Source organism: Escherichia sp. MOD1-EC6162, assembly GCF_002965125.1.
Lineage (GTDB): Bacteria > Pseudomonadota > Gammaproteobacteria > Enterobacterales > Enterobacteriaceae > Escherichia > Escherichia marmotae.
The window spans coordinates 124,363-144,994 of the sequence record NZ_PTSB01000011.1; the positions used below are offsets into that span (position 1 = coordinate 124,363).

The 20,632-nt window shown below is 51.9% G+C and carries 16 protein-coding genes and 2 tRNA genes; 13 read left to right on the plus strand and 5 right to left on the minus strand.

The window, feature by feature from the left end; genetic code table 11:
• Positions 1 to 16: 16 nt before the first annotated feature.
• Positions 17 to 370 carry a DsrE/F sulfur relay family protein YchN gene (gene ychN, locus A9587_RS11715; RefSeq protein ID WP_001516522.1) on the minus strand — a complete coding sequence of 118 codons (354 nt, stop codon included), beginning with the start codon at positions 368 to 370 and terminating at the stop codon, positions 17 to 19.
• A gap of 183 nt (positions 371 to 553) precedes the next feature.
• On the opposite strand from ychN, the gene A9587_RS11720 reads away from it, so the two are divergent.
• A complete protein-coding gene (locus tag A9587_RS11720; protein ID WP_016248766.1) occupies positions 554 to 1,948 on the plus strand; it encodes a YchO/YchP family invasin in 1,395 nt (464 codons plus the stop codon).
• Here the strand turns inward: A9587_RS11720 and narL are convergent, their stop codons facing one another.
• Both narL and narX read right to left on the minus strand, forming a co-directional pair.
• The gene (narL, locus tag A9587_RS11725; protein ID WP_000070491.1) at positions 1,949 to 2,599 is read right to left on the minus strand and encodes a two-component system response regulator NarL; all 651 of its coding nucleotides are present in this window, start codon (positions 2,597 to 2,599) and stop codon (positions 1,949 to 1,951) included.
• Positions 2,592 to 4,388, minus strand: a complete 1,797-nt coding sequence (gene narX, locus A9587_RS11730) for a nitrate/nitrite two-component system sensor histidine kinase NarX (protein WP_016262059.1) — start codon at positions 4,386 to 4,388, stop codon at positions 2,592 to 2,594. Before narX ends, narL begins: the two co-directional genes overlap by 8 nt.
• Before the next feature lie 338 nt (positions 4,389 to 4,726).
• Here narX and narK point away from each other — a divergent pair, with 338 nt between their 5' ends.
• The 12 genes from narK (at position 4,727) to A9587_RS11795 (ending at position 20,329) form a co-directional block, all read left to right on the plus strand.
• Complete coding sequence (narK, locus tag A9587_RS11740; protein WP_000019812.1) at positions 4,727 to 6,118, plus strand: nitrate transporter NarK; 1,392 nt, start codon at positions 4,727 to 4,729, stop codon at positions 6,116 to 6,118.
• Positions 6,119 to 6,509: 391 nt separating this feature from the next.
• Positions 6,510 to 10,253, plus strand: coding sequence for a nitrate reductase subunit alpha (locus tag A9587_RS11745; RefSeq protein ID WP_000032963.1), 3,744 nt, complete (start codon positions 6,510 to 6,512; stop codon positions 10,251 to 10,253).
• Complete coding sequence (gene narH, locus A9587_RS11750; protein ID WP_000702663.1) at positions 10,250 to 11,788, plus strand: nitrate reductase subunit beta; 1,539 nt, start codon at positions 10,250 to 10,252, stop codon at positions 11,786 to 11,788. Before A9587_RS11745 ends, narH begins: the two co-directional genes overlap by 4 nt.
• On the plus strand, positions 11,785 to 12,495 hold the full coding sequence (narJ, locus tag A9587_RS11755) for a nitrate reductase molybdenum cofactor assembly chaperone (protein WP_000571675.1): 711 nt from the start codon (positions 11,785 to 11,787) through the stop codon (positions 12,493 to 12,495). Before narH ends, narJ begins: the two co-directional genes overlap by 4 nt.
• Positions 12,495 to 13,172, plus strand: coding sequence for a respiratory nitrate reductase subunit gamma (gene narI, locus A9587_RS11760; protein WP_001160120.1), 678 nt, complete (start codon positions 12,495 to 12,497; stop codon positions 13,170 to 13,172). The genes narJ and narI overlap by 1 nt, the downstream gene beginning before the upstream one ends.
• Positions 13,173 to 13,423: 251 nt before the next feature.
• On the plus strand, positions 13,424 to 14,431 hold the full coding sequence (locus A9587_RS11765; RefSeq protein ID WP_105263532.1) for a 3-oxoacyl-[acyl-carrier-protein] synthase III C-terminal domain-containing protein: 1,008 nt from the start codon (positions 13,424 to 13,426) through the stop codon (positions 14,429 to 14,431).
• The gene (locus A9587_RS11770; RefSeq protein ID WP_105263531.1) at positions 14,428 to 15,444 is read left to right on the plus strand and encodes an NAD-dependent epimerase/dehydratase family protein; all 1,017 of its coding nucleotides are present in this window, start codon (positions 14,428 to 14,430) and stop codon (positions 15,442 to 15,444) included. The genes A9587_RS11765 and A9587_RS11770 overlap by 4 nt, the downstream gene beginning before the upstream one ends.
• Positions 15,422 to 16,228, plus strand: coding sequence for an MBL fold metallo-hydrolase (locus tag A9587_RS11775; RefSeq protein WP_105263530.1), 807 nt, complete (start codon positions 15,422 to 15,424; stop codon positions 16,226 to 16,228). The genes A9587_RS11770 and A9587_RS11775 overlap by 23 nt, the downstream gene beginning before the upstream one ends.
• Positions 16,225 to 17,511: a F390 synthetase-related protein gene (locus tag A9587_RS11780; RefSeq protein ID WP_105263529.1), complete on the plus strand. Its 1,287-nt coding sequence runs from the start codon at positions 16,225 to 16,227 to the stop codon at positions 17,509 to 17,511. Before A9587_RS11775 ends, A9587_RS11780 begins: the two co-directional genes overlap by 4 nt.
• The gene (locus tag A9587_RS11785; protein WP_010375759.1) at positions 17,508 to 18,125 is read left to right on the plus strand and encodes a phosphatase PAP2 family protein; all 618 of its coding nucleotides are present in this window, start codon (positions 17,508 to 17,510) and stop codon (positions 18,123 to 18,125) included. The genes A9587_RS11780 and A9587_RS11785 overlap by 4 nt, the downstream gene beginning before the upstream one ends.
• Positions 18,118 to 19,245 (plus strand): sterol desaturase family protein, encoded by a 1,128-nt coding sequence (locus tag A9587_RS11790; RefSeq protein ID WP_001281649.1) that lies wholly within the window; start codon positions 18,118 to 18,120, stop codon positions 19,243 to 19,245. The genes A9587_RS11785 and A9587_RS11790 overlap by 8 nt, the downstream gene beginning before the upstream one ends.
• On the plus strand, positions 19,232 to 20,329 hold the full coding sequence (locus A9587_RS11795; protein ID WP_001516513.1) for a fatty acid desaturase family protein: 1,098 nt from the start codon (positions 19,232 to 19,234) through the stop codon (positions 20,327 to 20,329). Before A9587_RS11790 ends, A9587_RS11795 begins: the two co-directional genes overlap by 14 nt.
• Before the next feature lie 16 nt (positions 20,330 to 20,345).
• Here A9587_RS11795 and A9587_RS11800 read toward each other — a convergent pair.
• A tRNA-Tyr gene (locus A9587_RS11800) sits at positions 20,346 to 20,430 on the minus strand.
• Positions 20,431 to 20,451: 21 nt separating this feature from the next.
• A tRNA-Tyr gene (locus A9587_RS11805) sits at positions 20,452 to 20,536 on the minus strand.
• Positions 20,537 to 20,632 lie beyond the last annotated feature (96 nt).

Sequence of the window (20,632 nt, forward strand, 5' to 3'; positions counted from 1 at the left end):
GACGCCCCGCCAGACATTAAAATGTGAGCACTTTATCGGCTGCCAGCGTCCATTGCGCCAGTTCGATCAGGGTGCCAATTTCAACCCCGTCAATCAGCGGAAGTGGGCTGATGCCGCGACCATCGGTGCAGGTCTTGCACAGTTTCACGGGTACATTTTGCGCCGTGAGGATCTCCAGCATTTGCTGAATATTGTAGCCTTCCCCTGGTTTTTGTCCGCGCAATCCGGCAGTGACCGCATCAGACATCAGAAACAGACGCAGATCCAGGTCGCTCTTCTGCTCTCGTAGCGCAATGGCCAGCCGCAGGCTGTTAAATAAGGATTCACTCCCGTAGGGGGCTCCATTGGCAACGATCACGATTTTTTGCATTATTCACTCCTGTATTCAGAGAATTAGACTTTCTATTTATATCTTACTGTTTTTGTGCTGTCTGACCAATTTGCCGCATTTTTAGGATTTTCCATAAAGCGTGAGAAAGTACGAGAAAAGTTACCAGTAATCGTTATTCTATAAAGTAATGAGTGTTCATTTTTATCGGAAACTACTGACGTTTTGAGCCGTATCGTCTTTCGTGTTATCCCGCTTTTTTTACTCTTGCTGCTGGCAGGCGGTATGGCTGATGCACAGCCATCCTTTGAGCAGCAATCGACAAATCCTTTTGATAACGATAATGATGGTCTGCCGGATTTAGGAATGGCACCGGAAAATCATGACGGTGAAAAACACTTCGCTGAAATTGTGAAAGATTTTGGCGAAACCAGTATGACTGATAACGGTCAGGATACAGGCGAACAAGCGAAAGCCTTTGCGCTGGGAAAAGTCCGTGATGCGCTTAGCCAGCAGGTTAATCAGCATGTAGAATCCTGGCTTTCGCCGTGGGGGAACGCCAGTGTTGACGTCAAAGTGGATAACGAAGGACATTTCACCGGAAGTCGGGGAAGCTGGTTTGTACCGTTGCTGGATAACGAGCGCTATCTCACATGGAGCCAGGTTGGACTGACCCAGCAGGACGATGGTCTGGTAAGTAATCTTGGCGTGGGTCAACGCTGGAAGCATGGCTCGTGGTTGATGGGATACAACACGTTTTATGACAACTTGTTGGATGAAAATCTTCAGCGGGCAGGCTTTGGCGCTGAAGCCTGGGGAGAATATCTGCGCCTGTCGGCAAATTATTATCAGCCTTTTGCCTCATGGCGTGAACAGACAGCTTCGCTTGAGCAACGTATGGCGCGCGGTTACGATCTGACCGCCCGAATGCGAATGCCGTTTTACCAACATATCAACACCAGCGTCAGCGTCGAACAATATTTTGGCCAGAGTGTTGATCTGTTTAACTCTGGCACGGGGTATCACAATCCAGTTGCCTTGAGTCTGGGGCTAAATTACACACCTGTGCCACTCGTCACAGTGACCGCCCAGCATAAACAAGGCGAAAGTGGAGAACGCCAAAATAACCTCGGACTGAATATTAACTACCGTTTTGGCGTGCCGCTCAATAAACAACTGTCTGCTGGTGAAGTTGCGGAAAGTCAGTCGCTGCGCGGTAGTCGCTATGACAATCCGCAGCGAAATAATTTGCCGGTTATTGAGTATCATCAGCGTAAAACTTTAACGGTGTTTCTGGCGACGCCGCCCTGGGATCTTAAACCCGGCGAATCTGTACCGCTGAAATTACAAATCCACAGTCGTTACGGTATTCGCCAATTGATCTGGCAGGGAGATACGCAGATGTTAAGTCTGACGTCGGGAGCAACTGCCAACAGTACGGATGGCTGGACGCTGATCATGCCGGACTGGCAGAGCGGGGAAGGGGCGAGCAATCACTGGCGATTGTCGGTGGTGGTGGAAGATAACCAGGGACAGCGTGTCTCCTCCAATGAGATCACGCTAACGCTTGCCGAACCTTTCGATGCGATGGCAAAGGACGAACTGCGCTGGGAACCATAATCAGAAAATACGTTCCTGATGCACCCATACCGCGGCTTCCACACGAGATTTGAGCTTCATTTTTTTCAGCATGTGCTTCACATGTACTTTTACCGTGCTTTCTGTGATGTCCAGGCGGCGGGCAATCATCTTATTCGGTAAGCCCTGAGCAATCAGCTTCAGAATATCGCGCTCGCGCGGCGTTAACTGGTTGACGTCGCGTTCAGTAGTCGCGCGGTTAGCACGCAGGCTGGCGGCCAGAACGGGGGTTAACGCCTCGCTTAATACCATTTCGCCAGCAGCAGCCTGATGTAACGCTTTCAACAGATCTTCCGGCTCCATATCTTTTAACAGATAGCCATCTGCGCCGCGTTTCAGGGCGGTGACCACGTCCTCTTCATGGTTAGAGACGCTGAATACCACAATGCGACCGGATAAAGATTTTTCACGCAGTTTATCCAGCGTTTCCAGACCGTTCATGCCGGGCATATTCAGATCAAGCAGAATCAGATCCGGATCGAGAGATTCCGCCAGTTCAATACCCTGCTCGCCATTACTTGCTTCGCCAACCACGGTGATATCGGGGGCCATGCTGATAAGCTGTTTTACGCCAGTTCGCAGCATCGGGTGATCGTCGATCAGCAGGATAGTAGCCGGTTCCTGATTACTCATGGGTATCTCCTTGGACGTCTGTGAAAGTTTTTTCGGGAATAAAAGTGACCACCACTTCGGTGCCACCTGATTCACGACGGCGGACGCGGCAGTCGCCACGCAGACTTTGCGCACGGTCACGCATAATTATCATGCCGTAGTGATTGCTGCGGATGGCATTTTCAGGCACTCCGCAGCCGTTATCCTGGACGGTCAGTTTGACCTGATTATCGTTTTGCGCCACTGTTACCACGACCTCGCTCGCTTGCGAATGTTTGAGGGCGTTACTTAATGCCTCACGGGCAATTTGCAACAGATGGATTGCCTGATGCGAAGGCACCAGGCGCGGTGGCAATTGGTAATCCAGCTTCACCGGAAAGCCAAATTTGGCGCTGTATTCTTCACAACTTGCTTCCAGTGCCGGGCGTAACCCCGGTTCGGTGAGCTGTAAACGGAATGTGGTGAGCAGCTCACGCAACTGCGCCCAGGAAGCATTCAGTTCGTTACGGATCTGGCTTAACAGGTCGCGGCTGCTTTCTGGCAGCGCGTCGCCTTGCATCTGTAAACAACTCACCTGCATCTTCATGCAAGAGAGAGATTGGGCAATAGAATCATGCAGTTCGCGCGCAATGGTGGCACGCTCTTCCATCACGATCAACTGCTGCTGGCGTTCCTGATGGCGATCCAGTGCCAGAGTGGCGGTTAATTGCTCAACCAGCGTATCCACCAGTTGCTGTTGATCATGGCTTAGATGGCGGCCCTGCGGCAGAGTCGCCAGCAAAATTCCGTACTGCATATGAGAATCGGTCAGTCGCCATTTCAGGGTCGTGCCGCGATCGCCAACAGGTAATACGCCGCGCGGGCAGAGTTGGCAGCCTTTGTCATCGCAGGTCATATCCGACTGGCAGGTGAACTCCTGATGGTTCTCTTCATCTTCAGTGTCATACACCCGCAGTTCGATATCACGCAGTAGGGTTAAATTTTGTAAGCCGTTGAGTACGGGAGACAGGCGTTCACACAGCGGGGCGCGAGAATGCAAACGACGGTTAGCCTGCCACAAAAAAGAGAGGATCTGATTTTTATGTTCCAGACCGGCGGTTTTTTCCCGTACTCGCTGCTCAAGTACGGCATAACTCTCCGCCAGTTCCGCAGACATATTGTTCAGCGCTGTTCCTAACATCGCCATTTCATTGCGACCGCTGATATGTGCCCGCTGGCTAAAATCACGGTGACTTACCGCACTCGCCATCGCCAGCAATTGCCGCCACGGTTGCAGCAGTCGCGCTCGCAGCCAGATAATGGTGAAGACCAAGAGCAATGTCATAAACACCGCCATCACCCGGTGGACCATCACTACCGTCTCAATGCGCATTTCAGTGGTGTGATCAAAACCTGAGACTAACTGATCCAGCCCGGCAACAAACTGACTGACGTCTGCCGATACGGTTTCTCTGGTTTGCGCACGTAATAGTCCTGGAACGAGTTCATTGCGCCAGTACTCCTGCAAACTTTTTAGTTGTTCCTGTTGCCCGTCGCGTTCTGCGGCACGGCTTAATTCTGGGCTAAAGGCGGTTTGCTCCATCTCTTTTAGCAACGGCGTGTCTTTCTCGCTTAATGGCACCGCTGCCAGCAGGCGGTAACTTTGCATACGCAGCGATCCTGCTTTGTTGATGGCATGAGCGCTGCCCTGAACGCCTTGCACCAGCCAGCCAGAAACCGCCATCCCCGCCAGTCCAATAGCGGTAGAAAGCAAAACAATAAGCGCAACCTGATTGACCAGGGTGAGCGGAGAGAGACAACGTTTAAGCATGTAAACCTCTTCCTTCAGGCTTTGAATGAGCAATAACCTTAATGAATGTGATGATACATTCTGAAATGGCATTATTCTCAGCTATTGGCTGAAGTATACCCATACCCGGAAAGAGTTACTCCTTATTTGCCGTGTGGTTAGGCGTTTTACATCAGTAAGGGTAGGGATTTTACAGCGCCGTGAAAAATCTCATAATTTTTATGAAATCTCTGTACTCACTATGGGTAATGATAAATATCAATGATAGATAAAGTTATATTGTCGTTTGATTTATATCAAATTACCTTTAGCTACAGCCACTAAGGTGGCAGACATCGAAACGAGTATCAGAGGTGTCTATGAGTCACTCATCCGCCCCCGAAAGGGCTACTGGAGCTGTCATTACAGATTGGCGACCGGAAGATCCTGCGTTCTGGCAACAACGCGGTCAACGTATTGCCAGCCGCAACCTGTGGATTTCCGTTCCCTGTCTGCTGCTGGCGTTTTGCGTATGGATGTTATTCAGTGCTGTCGCGGTGAACTTACCGAAAGTCGGCTTTAATTTTACGACCGATCAGCTATTTCTTTTAACCGCACTACCTTCGGTTTCTGGCGCATTATTGCGGGTGCCATACTCCTTTATGGTTCCAATCTTCGGTGGGCGTCGCTGGACGGCGTTTAGTACTGGTATTCTGATTATTCCTTGTGTCTGGCTGGGTTTTGCCGTGCAGGATACCACTACGCCATACAGCGTATTTATCATCATTTCTCTGCTGTGCGGCTTTGCTGGCGCGAACTTCGCTTCCAGTATGGCAAACATCAGCTTCTTCTTTCCGAAGCAGAAACAGGGTGGCGCGCTGGGCCTGAATGGTGGTCTGGGTAACATGGGCGTCAGCGTTATGCAGTTGGTTGCTCCGCTGGTGGTATCACTGTCGATTTTTGCTGCATTTGGTAGCCAGGGCGTAACACAACCGGATGGCAGCGAATTGTATCTGGCTAACGCCTCCTGGATATGGGTGCCGTTCCTCGCCATCTTCACCATTGCGGCGTGGTTTGGCATGAACGACCTTGCTACCTCGAAAGCCTCCATCAAGGAGCAGTTGCCGGTACTCAAACGGGGTCATCTGTGGATTATGAGCCTGCTGTATCTGGCGACTTTCGGCTCCTTCATCGGCTTCTCTGCGGGTTTTGCCATGCTGTCAAAAACGCAGTTCCCGGATGTGCAGATTCTGCACTACGCCTTCTTCGGACCGTTTATTGGCGCACTGGCACGTTCTGCGGGGGGGGCTCTGTCTGACCGTCTCGGCGGCACCCGTGTAACGCTGGTGAACTTTGTCCTGATGGCGATTTTCAGCGGCCTGCTGTTCCTCACCTTACCGACTGACGGGCAGGGCGGAAGTTTCATGGCGTTCTTCGCGGTCTTCCTCGCGCTGTTCCTGACGGCGGGGTTGGGGAGTGGTTCCACCTTCCAGATGATTTCCGTGATTTTCCGTAAACTGACGATGGATCGCGTGAAAGCAGAAGGTGGTTCTGACGAACGCGCTATGCGTGAGGCAGCAACCGACACTGCAGCGGCGCTGGGCTTTATCTCTGCCATTGGTGCTATCGGTGGCTTCTTTATCCCGAAAGCGTTCGGTAGCTCACTGGCATTAACGGGTTCGCCAGTCGGTGCAATGAAAGTATTTTTGATTTTCTATATCGCCTGCGTGGTAATTACCTGGGTGGTATATGGTCGGCATTCTAAAAAATAAATCGTAATATTTGATTATCCTTTGCGCGGCGTAATGTCGCGCTTTTTTTATTTGTCATTTAGTTACAACATACTTTCAGAGGGATAATTATTTCAACGGCGTCATTAAGCATCATTAATATGTCATCCATGGGGGATACTCCTTAATACCCACCTGTATAAAAATCCGAAGCGTTTAAATGTGCTTAGATGTAAAAGTTATTAACTTACAATATGTTAGGTGAAACATTTTAATTACCCCAAAGAGGTATATTAGGAAATTACTTTATTTTTCATCCCCTCCACACTTGATCGTTATCAATTCCCACGACGTTTCAGAGCGTTACCTTCATTTTAAACATTAGCAATGTCGATTTATCAGAGAGCCGACAGGCTCCCACAGGAGAAAACCGATGAGTAAATTCCTGGACCGGTTTCGCTACTTCAAACAGAAGGGTGAAACCTTTGCCGATGGGCATGGCCAGCTTCTCAATACCAACCGTGACTGGGAGGATGGATATCGCCAGCGTTGGCAGCATGACAAAATCGTCCGCTCTACCCACGGGGTAAACTGCACCGGCTCCTGTAGCTGGAAAATCTACGTTAAAAACGGTCTGGTGACCTGGGAAACCCAGCAGACTGACTATCCGCGTACCCGTCCGGATCTGCCAAACCATGAACCTCGCGGCTGCCCGCGCGGTGCCAGCTATTCCTGGTATCTCTATAGCGCCAACCGCCTGAAATACCCGATGATGCGCAAACGCCTGATGAAAATGTGGCGTGAAGCGAAAGCGCTGCATAGCGATCCGGTTGAGGCATGGGCTTCTATTATTGAAGACGCCGATAAGGCGAAAAGCTTTAAGCAAGCGCGTGGACGCGGTGGTTTTGTTCGTTCTTCCTGGCAGGAAGTGAACGAACTGATCGCCGCGTCTAACGTTTACACCATCAAAAACTACGGTCCGGACCGTGTTGCTGGTTTCTCGCCAATCCCGGCAATGTCGATGGTTTCTTACGCATCGGGTGCCCGCTATCTCTCCCTGATTGGCGGTACTTGCTTAAGCTTCTATGACTGGTACTGCGACCTGCCTCCAGCTTCTCCGCAAACCTGGGGTGAGCAGACTGACGTGCCGGAATCTGCTGACTGGTACAACTCCAGCTACATCATTGCCTGGGGTTCTAACGTTCCGCAGACCCGTACTCCAGATGCTCACTTCTTTACCGAAGTGCGTTACAAAGGCACCAAAACCGTTGCCGTAACACCTGACTATGCTGAGATCGCTAAACTGTGCGACCTGTGGCTGGCACCGAAACAAGGCACCGATGCGGCGATGGCGCTGGCGATGGGCCACGTAATGCTGCGTGAGTTCCATCTTGATAACCCAAGTCAGTATTTCACCGACTATGTGCGTCGCTACACCGACATGCCGATGCTGGTGATGCTGGAAGAACGCGATGGTTATTACGCTGCGGGTCGTATGCTGCGTGCCGCCGATCTGGTTGACGCGCTGGGCCAGGAAAACAATCCTGAATGGAAAACCGTGGCCTTTAATACGCAAGGCGAAATGGTCGCGCCGAATGGTTCTATTGGCTTCCGCTGGGGCGAGAAGGGCAAATGGAATCTGGAGCAACGTGACGGCAAAACCGGCGAAGAAACCGAACTGCAACTTAGCCTGCTGGGTAGCCAGGATGAGATTGCTGAAGTGGGCTTCCCGTACTTTGGCGGCGACGGCACTGAACACTTTAACAAAGTGGAACTGGAAAACGTTCTGCTGCACAAACTGCCGGTGAAACGCCTGCAACTGGCTGATGGCAGCACCGCGCTGGTGACTACGGTTTATGACTTGACGCTGGCAAACTATGGCCTGGAACGTGGTCTGAACGACGTCAACTGCGCAACCAGCTATGATGATGTGAAAGCCTACACTCCGGCCTGGGCTGAGAAGATCACCGGTGTCTCACGTTCGCAAATTATCCGTATAGCCCGTGAATTTGCTGACAACGCTGATAAAACGCACGGTCGTTCGATGATTATCGTTGGTGCCGGTCTGAACCACTGGTATCACCTCGATATGAACTATCGTGGTCTGATCAACATGCTGATTTTCTGCGGTTGTGTCGGTCAGAGCGGCGGCGGCTGGGCACACTACGTAGGTCAGGAAAAACTGCGTCCGCAAACCGGCTGGCAGCCGTTGGCGTTTGCCCTTGACTGGCAGCGTCCGGCACGTCATATGAACAGTACCTCTTATTTCTATAACCACTCCAGCCAGTGGCGTTATGAAACCGTCACGGCGGAAGAGCTGCTGTCACCGCTGGCGGATAAATCCCGTTATACCGGCCACATGATCGACTTTAACGTGCGTGCTGAACGTATGGGCTGGCTGCCATCTGCTCCGCAGTTAGGCACTAACCCGCTGACCATCGCACGTGAAGCAGAAAAAGCCGGGATGAATCCGGTTGACTATACGGTGAAATCCCTGAAAGACGGTTCCATTCGTTTTGCTGCGGAGCAGCCGGAAAACGGCAAAAACCATCCGCGTAACCTGTTCATCTGGCGTTCTAACCTGCTGGGTTCTTCCGGTAAAGGTCACGAGTTTATGCTCAAGTACCTGCTGGGGACGGAACATGGTATCCAGGGCAAAGATCTGGGGCAGCAGGGCGGAGTGAAGCCGGAAGAAGTGGACTGGCAGGACAACGGTCTGGAAGGCAAGTTGGATCTGGTGGTGACGCTGGACTTCCGTCTGTCGAGCACCTGTCTCTACTCCGACATCATTTTGCCGACTGCAACCTGGTACGAAAAAGACGACATGAATACTTCGGATATGCATCCGTTTATTCACCCGCTGTCTGCGGCGGTCGATCCGGCCTGGGAAGCGAAAAGTGACTGGGAAATCTACAAAGCCATCGCGAAGAAATTCTCCGAAGTGTGCGTTGGTCATCTGGGTAAAGAAACCGACATCGTCACGCTGCCGATCCAACACGATTCTGCCGCTGAACTGGCGCAGCCGCTGGATGTAAAAGACTGGAAAAAAGGCGAATGCGACCTGATCCCAGGTAAAACCGCACCGCACATTATGGTCGTAGAGCGCGATTATCCGGCAACTTACGAACGCTTTACCTCTATCGGTCCGCTGATGGAGAAAATCGGCAACGGTGGTAAAGGTATCGCCTGGAACACCCAGAGCGAGATGGATCTGCTGCGTAAGCTCAACTACACCAAAGCGGAAGGTCCGGCGAAAGGCCAGCCGATGCTCAACACGGCGATTGATGCGGCAGAAATGATCCTGACGCTGGCACCAGAAACCAACGGTCAGGTGGCCGTGAAAGCCTGGGCGGCACTGAGTGAGTTTACTGGTCGTGACCATACGCATCTGGCGCTGAATAAAGAAGACGAGAAGATCCGCTTCCGCGATATTCAGGCACAGCCGCGTAAAATTATCTCCAGCCCGACCTGGTCTGGTCTGGAAGACGAACACGTTTCTTACAACGCCGGTTACACCAACGTTCACGAGTTGATTCCGTGGCGCACGCTCTCTGGTCGTCAGCAGTTGTATCAGGATCATCAGTGGATGCGTGATTTCGGTGAAAGCCTGCTGGTTTATCGTCCGCCGATCGACACCCGTTCGGTGAAAGAAGTGATGGGGCAGAAATCCAACGGTAATCCGGAAAAAGCCCTCAACTTCCTGACGCCGCACCAGAAGTGGGGGATCCACTCCACTTACAGCGACAACCTGCTGATGCTGACCTTAGGTCGCGGTGGCCCGGTGGTCTGGCTGAGCGAAGCTGATGCGAAAGAGCTGGGTATTGCCGATAACGACTGGATTGAAGTCTTCAACAGCAACGGTGCGCTAACTGCCCGTGCGGTTGTCAGCCAGCGTGTTCCGGCAGGGATGACCATGATGTACCACGCGCAGGAACGTATCGTTAACTTGCCTGGTTCAGAAATCACCCAACAGCGTGGGGGCATCCATAACTCGGTCACCCGTATTACGCCGAAACCGACGCATATGATCGGTGGCTATGCCCATCTGGCATACGGCTTTAACTACTACGGCACAGTAGGTTCTAACCGCGATGAGTTTGTTGTAGTGCGTAAGATGAAGAACATTGACTGGTTAGATGGCGAAGGCAATGACCAGGTACAGGAGAGCGTAAAATGAAAATTCGTTCACAAGTCGGCATGGTGCTGAATCTCGATAAGTGCATCGGCTGCCACACCTGTTCAGTTACCTGTAAAAACGTCTGGACCAGCCGCGAAGGCGTGGAGTACGCGTGGTTCAACAACGTTGAAACCAAGCCGGGTCAGGGTTTCCCGACCGACTGGGAAAACCAGGAAAAATATAAAGGCGGCTGGATCCGTAAAATCAACGGCAAACTGCAACCGCGCATGGGTAACCGCGCCATGTTGTTGGGTAAAATCTTCGCTAACCCGCATCTGCCGGGGATCGACGATTATTACGAGCCGTTCGATTTTGACTATCAGAACCTGCATACCGCGCCGGAAGGCAGCAAATCGCAGCCGATTGCTCGCCCGCGTTCGCTGATTACTGGCGAACGGATGGCGAAAATCGAAAAAGGGCCGAACTGGGAAGATGACCTGGGCGGCGAATTTGACAAACTGGCGAAAGACAAGAACTTCGACAACATCCAGAAGGCGATGTATAGCCAGTTCGAAAACACCTTCATGATGTATCTGCCGCGCCTGTGCGAACACTGTCTGAACCCGGCATGTGTGGCGACCTGCCCGAGCGGTGCGATCTACAAGCGTGAAGAAGATGGCATCGTCCTGATCGATCAGGATAAATGCCGTGGCTGGCGTATGTGCATCACCGGATGCCCGTACAAAAAAATCTACTTCAACTGGAAGAGCGGTAAGTCTGAGAAATGCATTTTCTGCTATCCGCGTATTGAAGCGGGTCAACCGACCGTGTGTTCAGAAACCTGCGTGGGTCGTATCCGTTATCTCGGCGTGCTGCTGTACGATGCGGACGCTATTGAACGTGCAGCCAGCACCGAGAACGAGAAAGATCTCTACCAGCGCCAACTGGAAGTGTTCCTCGATCCGAACGATCCGAAAGTCATTGAGCAGGCAATTAAGGACGGTATTCCGCTGAGTGTTATTGAAGCGGCACAGCAGTCGCCGGTTTATAAAATGGCGATGGAGTGGAAGCTGGCGCTGCCGCTGCATCCGGAATATCGCACGCTGCCGATGGTCTGGTACGTTCCGCCTCTGTCACCGATTCAGTCTGCGGCAGATGCGGGCGAACTGGGTAGCAACGGCATTCTGCCAGACGTTGAAAGTCTGCGTATCCCGGTTCAGTATCTGGCGAATCTGCTGACCGCCGGTGATACCCAACCGGTGCTGCTCGCGCTGAAACGTATGCTGGCAATGCGTCATTACAAACGAGCTGAAACCGTTGACGGTAAAGTCGATACCCGTGCGCTGGAAGAGGTCGGTCTGACCGAAGCTCAGGCGCAGGAGATGTACCGTTATCTGGCGATTGCTAACTATGAAGATCGCTTTGTGGTGCCGAGCAGCCATCGTGAACTGGCGCGGGAAGCTTTCCCGGAGAAAAATGGCTGCGGCTTTACCTTTGGTGACGGCTGCCACGGCTCAGATACGAAATTTAATCTGTTCAACAGCCGCCGTATCGATGCCATCGACGTGACCAGCAAAACGGAGCCGCATCCATGATCGAACTCGTGATTGTTTCGCGCCTCCTTGAATATCCGGATGCTGCCTTGTGGCAGCATCAACAAGAGATGTTTGAGGCTATTGCCGCGTCGGAAAACTTACAGAAAGAAGATGCCCATGCGCTGGGCATTTTCCTGCGTGATTTAACCGCGCTTGATCCGCTGGATGCGCAGGCGCAGTACAGCGAACTGTTTGACCGTGGTCGCGCCACATCGCTACTGCTGTTCGAACATGTTCATGGCGAATCCCGCGATCGTGGCCAGGCAATGGTTGACCTGTTGGCGCAGTACGAGCAGCACGGCTTGCAGCTAAATAGCCGTGAATTGCCAGATCATCTGCCGCTGTATCTGGAGTATCTGGCGCAGTTGCCGAAAAGCGAAGCGGTAGGAGGCTTGCAGGACATTGCGCCGATTCTGGCGTTGCTGAGTGCTCGTCTGCAACAGCGTGAGAGCCGCTACGCGGTGTTGTTTGATTTGCTGCTCAAACTGGCGAATACCGCTATCGACAGCGACAAAGTGGCGGAAAAAATTGCCGATGAAGCACGCGATGATACGCCGCAGGCGCTGGATGCCGTCTGGGAAGAAGAGCAGGTTAAGTTCTTTGCTGACAAAGGCTGCGGTGATTCGGCAATCACTGCCCATCAACGTCGCTTTGCGGGTGCCGTCGCGCCGCAATATCTGAATATCACCACCGGAGGACAGCACTAATGCAATTCCTGAATATGTTCTTCTTTGATATCTACCCGTACATTGCAGGGGCGGTCTTCCTGATTGGTAGCTGGCTGCGCTATGACTACGGGCAGTACACCTGGCGCGCGGCGTCCAGCCAGATGCTGGATCGCAAAGGGATGAACCTGGCGTCGAACCTGTTCCATATCGGGATTCTGGGGATTTTTGTCGGTCACTTCCTCGGTATGCTGACGCCGCACTGGGTTTACGAAGCGTGGCTGCCGATTGAAGTGAAACAGAAAATGGCGATGTTTGCTGGTGGTGCCAGCGGCGTGCTGTGCCTGATTGGTGGTGTGCTGTTACTGAAACGCCGTCTGTTCAGCCCGCGCGTGCGTGCAACCACTACCGGAGCAGACATCCTGATCCTGTCACTGTTAGTCATCCAGTGTGCACTGGGTTTGCTGACCATTCCATTCTCCGCTCAGCATATGGACGGTAGTGAGATGATGAAACTGGTTGGTTGGGCGCAGTCAGTAGTGACCTTCCACGGTGGCGCTTCTCAACACCTCGACGGCGTGGCGTTTATTTTCCGTCTGCACCTGGTGCTGGGGATGACTTTATTCCTGCTGTTCCCGTTCTCGCGTCTGGTACACATCTGGAGCGTACCGGTAGAGTATTTGACGCGTAAGTATCAGTTGGTGCGTGCTCGCCACTAAGCCAGAAAAATAAGTCGTCTGGCGCAAAATGGCAAAGTGCCTGATGCGCTGCGCTTATCAGGCCTACGAGAATTCTGCAATATATGGAATTAGCTCATTTTTGTAGGCCTCACGCCGCATCCGGCATAACGCAGAGTACGTTGTCAGCCTGCTGAAATTGCCAGTTACACACTGTCAATTTTTTCGGATTGTAGGGAAACGTATCCCACCTCTATGATATGTCCCCCTGGAGCAGTGAAGGAGCACTGACCGTGGATCGACCTAATCAACCGACGATCTCCGCGGCGTTAAAAATAATCGCCACGGGGATCGCCTTACCACCGAATAAAATCACTTCTCAACAACTGGATGTTCAGCTAAATAAACCTGCGGGCTATGTTGAGCGACGTTCCGGCATTTGCTGGCGTTATTTCGCCAGTAACGACGCCAGTCAGGCCGAACTAGCAGCAGAAGCTTTGCATAATGCGTTGTCGACTGCTGCGTTAAAACCGTGTGATATTGATCTGTTAATTTGTGCGTCAGCCGTTGCTGTACAGGCATTACCCTGTAGCGCAATTCATATTCTCAAAGCCGCAGCCATGCCTGCAGGCATTGCCGGGTTTGATATCAACAGCAGTTGCGTTAGCTTTATTTCTGCACTGGAAGTGGCTGCCGGATTATTAAACAGCGGAGCATATCGGCGGATCGCCATCGTTTCGGCGGATATCGCTTCACGCGGTATTGACTGGAACCATGAAGAATCGTCATTAATTTTTGGTGATGGTGCGGCGTGCGCGATTGTTGAGCGGGGCAATGGTCGCAGCGGGATTATTGCCAGCCTGATCGAAATGTACCCCGAAGGCAGCGAACTATGTGAAATACGCGCTGGCGGCACGCGGTGTAATCCACGCTCAGGCGTCAGTAACAGCGACTTTCTTTTTCATATGCAGGGGAAACCGCTGTTTCGTTTTGCCTCTTCGATTATTGAAGATTATTTTTCGCGCTTACTGCAAAAAAGCGACCTGCGACTGAGTGATATCGGCACGGTCGTTCCTCACCAGGCCAGTCATCTATCCCTTGAACATATGCGAAAACGGCTGCAAGTGCCGGGACCCGCGCTCGTCGATGTCTACCGTTTCTACGGCAATCAGGTGGCGGCCTCTATACCCACAGCGCTGCATGAAGCGGTGATTAGCGGTCGTTTCACTGCAGGTAGACCTGCGATGTTGATTGGCACGGCAGCAGGATTAACACTGGCTGGTCTGGTGCTTTTACCGTGAAGATCCTCGTGACGGGGGCAACCAGCGGCCTGGGGCGAAATGCCGTGCAATATTTGTTGCAATCGGGTGTGTCGGTAGTGGCGACAGGGCGAAATTGCGAGGTCGGTAAAAATCTGACAAGCGCAGGCGCACAGTTTGTGGCTCTCGATTTAACCCTGGCAACTGAGGATGATTGCGCACGGCTGGTAGAAGGCTGCGATGCTGTCTGGCACTGTGCGGCGAAGTCTTCGCCCTGGGGCAACAAAACGGCATTCTGGCTCGCCAATGTCAAAGCGACCCACACTCTGGCACAGGCGGCAGGCAGGCTGAGGATCCCCCGGTTTATCCATATCTCTACGCCTGCGGTTTACTTTGATTTTCAACATCACTATGACTTGCAAGAAACCTATCTTGCGCGAGCATTCTCCAGCCATTACGCCCGCAGTAAATACGCCGCTGAGCAGGCTATTGCCAGGGCAGTAGCTCAATATCCTGCCACGAGGTTTATTCTTTTGCGTCCCCGTGGTTTGTTTGGCCCTCATGACCAGGTGATTGTTCCCCGTCTGATGCAGCAACTGCAACAGGGCGGCGGCTGCTTACGCTTGCCGCGGGGTGGTGAAGCGTTACTGGATCTCACTTTCGTGCAGAACGTGGTGTATGCCATGCAACTGGCAACACAGGTTGCAGGCTTACGCTCGGGCAGTATTTACAACATCAGTAATCATCAGCCGCAGAAATTATCTGTAATGTTTGACGCCTTGCTGCACCAGCAATTGGGCTTGAGCTACCGAATTGCTGCCGTTCCCTGGCCATTGCTTTCTGTGGTTGCGCGAGGCCTGGAACTGTACGGGAAATGCGTTAATCAGGAACCTGTCATCACACGTTACAGCGCCGGAACACTCTGTTTTGATATGACGCTGAGTGCGCAAAAGGCCATTACAGAGCTGGGATATCACCCGCGCTTTTCGATGGAACAAGGTATTGCAATCACGGGACAATGGCTGAGGGAACATGGCAAAAATAACCGCATTTGAAACGGGCTGGTGTACACATATTGGCTGTATTGCGCTGAAAGGGGCAGGGCTGAAAGTGTGTAAATTCCCCGCCCGTGCGTGGCTGCTGGAAGCGGGTGAGAAACGCTGGCTGTGGGACACCGGCTATTCTTCGTGGTTTGCACATTACACGCAAGCCGGCGTATTTCGCTTTTATCGTCAGGTCACTCCGGTATATTTCGATCCGCAACAAGCGCTGGTACGTCAACTCTCCGCACAGGGACTGATGGCGAAAGATGTTGATACGATTATTCTGTCGCATTTTCACGCCGATCATATTGCTGGCCTGCGAGATTTCCCTAATGTCGCCTGCATCTGTTCTGGTGAAGGCTGGCGGCAGGTAAGAACTCTGCGTGGTGTCGCTGCGCTGCGCCAGGCCTTTGTGCCAGGGCTAATCCCGGAGAGTTTTGAGTCCTCACTCCGTTTTATTGAAAGTTTTGAAGCGGTAAGTTTGCCTGCACAACTGGCACCGTTTGAGCATGGTTACTTGCTACCAGAAAGCCGTGGTGAAGTCATTCTTGTACCGCTGCCGGGCCATGCTGTCGGACACATTGGGGCGTTTGTTCTTACTGATGACGGCTGGATTTTACTGGCTGCCGATGCCGCGTGGGCACCTGCTAGTTATCGGGAACTGCGTGGACCGTCACCGCTGGCGCATCTGGTTATGTCTGACAGCCACGCCTACTACCGCACGCTTGGGCAATTACATCAGCTTTGGCAAAACGGCGCAGTGGATATTCGATTATGCCACGAGGGGGAACTATGATCCTGCTGACGTTGCTCTGGCGCTACTTTCGTACCCGCAGGCTGCATTTTACCGATCGTCAGGCGCTGGAAAACTGGCAGGCAAAAAGGTTGCATTTGTTCCGGCAAAATACCTTGTCTAAAAGTCTGTGGTTTCAGCGTTATCTGGCGTTGCCCTTTAACCAGTGGCCATTGATGGACAAAGCGTTAATGATGACGCATTTCGATGAGATGAATACCGCAGGTTTAAAGCGCGATGAGCTTCTCGCCTGTGCGATGCGCAGTGAGCAGAGCCGTGATTTTAAACCCTGTGTTGGCAAGTTCAGCGTTGGACTTTCATCTGGCACATCGGGGCGTCGTGGGCTTTTTGTCGTTAGCCCACAGGAGCAGCAGATTTGGGCCGCAGGTGTGCTGGCAAAAGTGTTGCCCGATGGATTGTTTGCCAAAGAGCGAGTAGCACTGTTTCTGCGAGCAGATAACAACCTCAATCAAAGTGTGAATAATCGCTGGTTAAGCCTCGATTTTTACGATCTGTTAGCGCCATTCCAGGCGCAAACCAAACGGCTGGAACAACGTTCGCCTACGATCATTGTCGCACCAGCTCAGGTATTACGCGCACTCGCGCTGGCGGTCATTGCGGGAGATTTGACGCTGAAGGTCAAAAAAGTGGTTTCGGTGGCGGAAGTTCTGGAGCCGCAGGACAGGGAATTACTGCGCAGCGTGTTCAACAATGTGGGCGAAATTTATCAGGCGACAGAAGGGTTTCTCGCTTCTACCTGCCGTTGTGGCACGTTACATCTCAATGAAGAATTTATTCACGTTGAACCACAATGGCTGGATGAACGCCGTTTCGTACCGATCGTCACTGACTTTACTCGCACTACACAACCGGTGGTGCGTTATCGACTTGATGACGTGTTGGTGGCAAGCGAACAGCCATGCCCCTGTGGCAGCGCGACAATGGCGATTGCGCGTATCGAAGGGCGGCAGGATGATCAACTGCAACTGCCGACAAGATCTGGTGATGTTCAGACCGTTTTTGCCGATGCCTGTAGTCGTGTGCTGGCGATGACGTTGCCGCTAACAGCCGATTATCGACTGCTACAAACCGGAGCAGCACAGTTGACGTTATTAGCTGATTGCGAACTGCGGATGCTGGAGCATTGTCGGGAGGCGTTGAATGCCTTGTTTATGCGCCAGAATATCGCGGTAGAGCAACTGATATGGTCGCTGGAATCGCAAACTGTGCCCGTTGCTTTTACAGCCAAGCGGCGGCGGATTGTGCGTCAGTGGAGGCGGGAATGAGCAATCTGTTGCGACGCCTGAAACAGATGCTGTTTGGCTGGGGAACTGTTGGGGTTATCTACAACTTTAGCGATCGCCTGCAAGGTGAGGGATGTCAATTAACGCCTTCCGTGATTGATAATCTGATTCCATTTTCTCCTTCAGCCGTGTGGTTGTATCTCTCGTTTTTTCTTGTTGTACCGTTAGGCTATTTATCAACACCACTTTCCCACCTGCGCTGGCTGGCCCGGTCAATGCAACTTTCGGCACTGGCGGCTGGTGTGTTTTATCTTCTCTGGCCCACAACAATGCAATATCCCCCGTTTGTGCAGTCTGGGGTATCTGCGGGTGCACTAAACGGGCTGATAGCGATTGACTCAAGCCAGAACTGTTTCCCTTCTTTACACGCTGCGCTCACTCTGTTGACAGTATGGGCAATAGCCAAAAAGGGGAACCGTTGGCTGACGCTGATGAGCGTGGTTTGGGCGATAGCTATCGCCTTTTCAATTCTGCAATTACGCAGGCATTTATTTATTGATTTAGTCGGTGGCGTGATGTTGGCGTTGATTTGCGGTTGGATAGCTGCGTGGCTGGATATGCGCGACAGGCGAGAAAGGAATATGAATCATGAGTGACTTATTAACCCCTATTATCCTGATGATGTTATTTGTGTTAGTCGAAGCCGGAGTATTGCAAGTATCAGGACGACAGAAAATCGACTGGCTGGACGTTATTTTCAATATCAACTCCGGACATATGATGCTGTGGCTATTTCGCTGCCTGGAAGTACTCTGCTATAGCCTGGTGGTCAATCACTTTAGCTTTGGGCTGTTTGATAATGCGCCCGTGATCCTGCTGTGGCTGTTTACTTTGCTGGTGTGGGATTTCGGTTTTTACTGGCTACATCGATGGCATCACGAGGTGCGCCCGCTGTGGGCGGTTCATGTAGTGCATCATCAGGGGGAACACTACAACCTGTCATTAGGTGTACGTAACTCGTGGTACTCCTCATTGACCTCAATTCCGTTTTTTATGCTGCTGGCGCTGCTTGGAGTACCACTAAGTGTCTTTCTGGCAGTTTCCATCGCGCATTACAGTTGGCAGTTTTTTAACCATAATGCGCTAACGCCGAAACTGGGTTGGCTGGAAAAGGTGCTGATCACGCCTTCTCACCATCGCATCCATCATTTGAATGAAAAACAATATGCCGATACCAATTACGGTGGCACCTTTTTGTTGTGGGATAAACTTTTTGGTTCGTATAGCGCCGGGCCGGATCATGGCAATGTTGCCTATGGCGTAAAAAATAGTCGATTATCCTGTAATCCGATGCGCGAAAGTAATCTGCCTTTTTTACGCTTAATGGGTTTTCACTCTGTTGGCAAAGCGATTGAACGCCGATACCAGAGTTCTCCGTGGGCTGTGGGTGCAGGGGTTATTCTGCTGTTTATGATGGTGCTGGGCTACATCCAGCAATATGGCTATGGCATTGAGTATATTACCAGTGAGCAGGCTGTATTATTCGTGTTACTGGTGGCAGGCTCAGTAGCTCTGGGGGGCATGGGCGATGGACAACGTTGGGGAATGATTTTGTGGTGCTCTGTGACGTTGTCACTGCTTTATTTTATTCTTTATATGTGTTCATGGAGCACTCTGCTCTGGAAGGGATTAGCTGGCGTTTTGCTGGCCCATTGTGTGTTATTCGTGAGTGGTGTGGGGCGTAAGTCGCTAAGGAAACACTATGAACCTGTTTAATCCCAACAGGTTAATCACTTTTCCTGCCGATGATCCGCACCTGGTAAAACAGTTGCAAAAGGGTACGAAAGCGTATCTGGCAAAATCAGGTGATCATCGATATGCCGACGGATGGGCATTCGCCAAAATGGTGACACTGATTATTGCTTGCCTATCCTGTTATTCACTGGCGTTGTCTCAAAGCCAGTGGGTGTTATATCTATTGTGGTATCTGGCGATGATATTTTGCGCCATGTTGTTAGCAGTCAATGTGGTGCATGACGCTTCGCACGATGCATTTTGGCGTGGTAAAAAGGCCAATGCCTGGCTTAATCGGATGGTTGCTTTTCCGATAGGGCTTGATCCTGACTGCTGGCGGGTGCGCCATGTACGCTTTCATCACGGTTTTACCAATATCGAATTTTACGATCCTGACACCGCAGAAAATGGCATTCTTCGCCAGACGCCATGGCAACGGTGGCGACCTTTTATGCGCCAGCAACATCGCTACTGGCCGCTGGTCGCGGCGCTAACCTTTCCCTGGTATATCTGGGTAGTGGACTGGCTCGATCGTGGAGGGTTCACGCCGGTAACGCCGCATCTGGCATTGCGTGGTTTTACTGGCTGGGGGTATTTTTTAGGCGGCAAACTGGCGCACTTCGCCATGTGCCTGCTGCTTCCTTTCTGGCTATTGTCCGATGTGTTTAGTTTTAGGGCTATTCTGCTGATTTATTTGCTCAGTCAAATGCTCGCTTCTCTGATCTTTGTCATGCTGATCATAGGAACACATTGGGCAAAGGGGAATACCCAGTTGCCGCCAGAAGAGGGGAAAATAGCAGTGGGCAGGCTGGCTCATACTTTCGCTACAACCTTTGACTGGACGCCACAACCGGCATCGCTTGGTTATTGGTTGGGCGGGATTAATTTGCATCTTACCCATCATCTTTTTCCCCACTGGAATCATCGCCACTATCCGGCGTTAAGTCGCATTATTGCGGATATCGCAAAGCAGAAGGGGCTGGATTACCAGTTACTGACGTTATCGGATTTGTTGGGGCTACAGCAGCAATTTTTACGGCGAATGGGTGAGAAGCCTAAGAATTGAGATAAGAACTAAGTGATGGTGGTGGGGGAAGGATTCGAACCTTCGAAGTCGATGACGGCAGATTTACAGTCTGCTCCCTTTGGCCGCTCGGGAACCCCACCAGGGGAAAGTAACGCTTGAGATGGTGGTGGGGGAAGGATTCGAACCTTCGAAGTCGATGACGGCAGATTTACAGTCTGCTCCCTTTGGCCGCTCGGGAACCCCACCACGGGGTAATGCTTTTTACTGGCCTGCTCCCTCATTGGGAAGCGGGGCGCATCATATCAAATGACACGCCGCTGTAAAGTGTTACGTTGAGAAAAA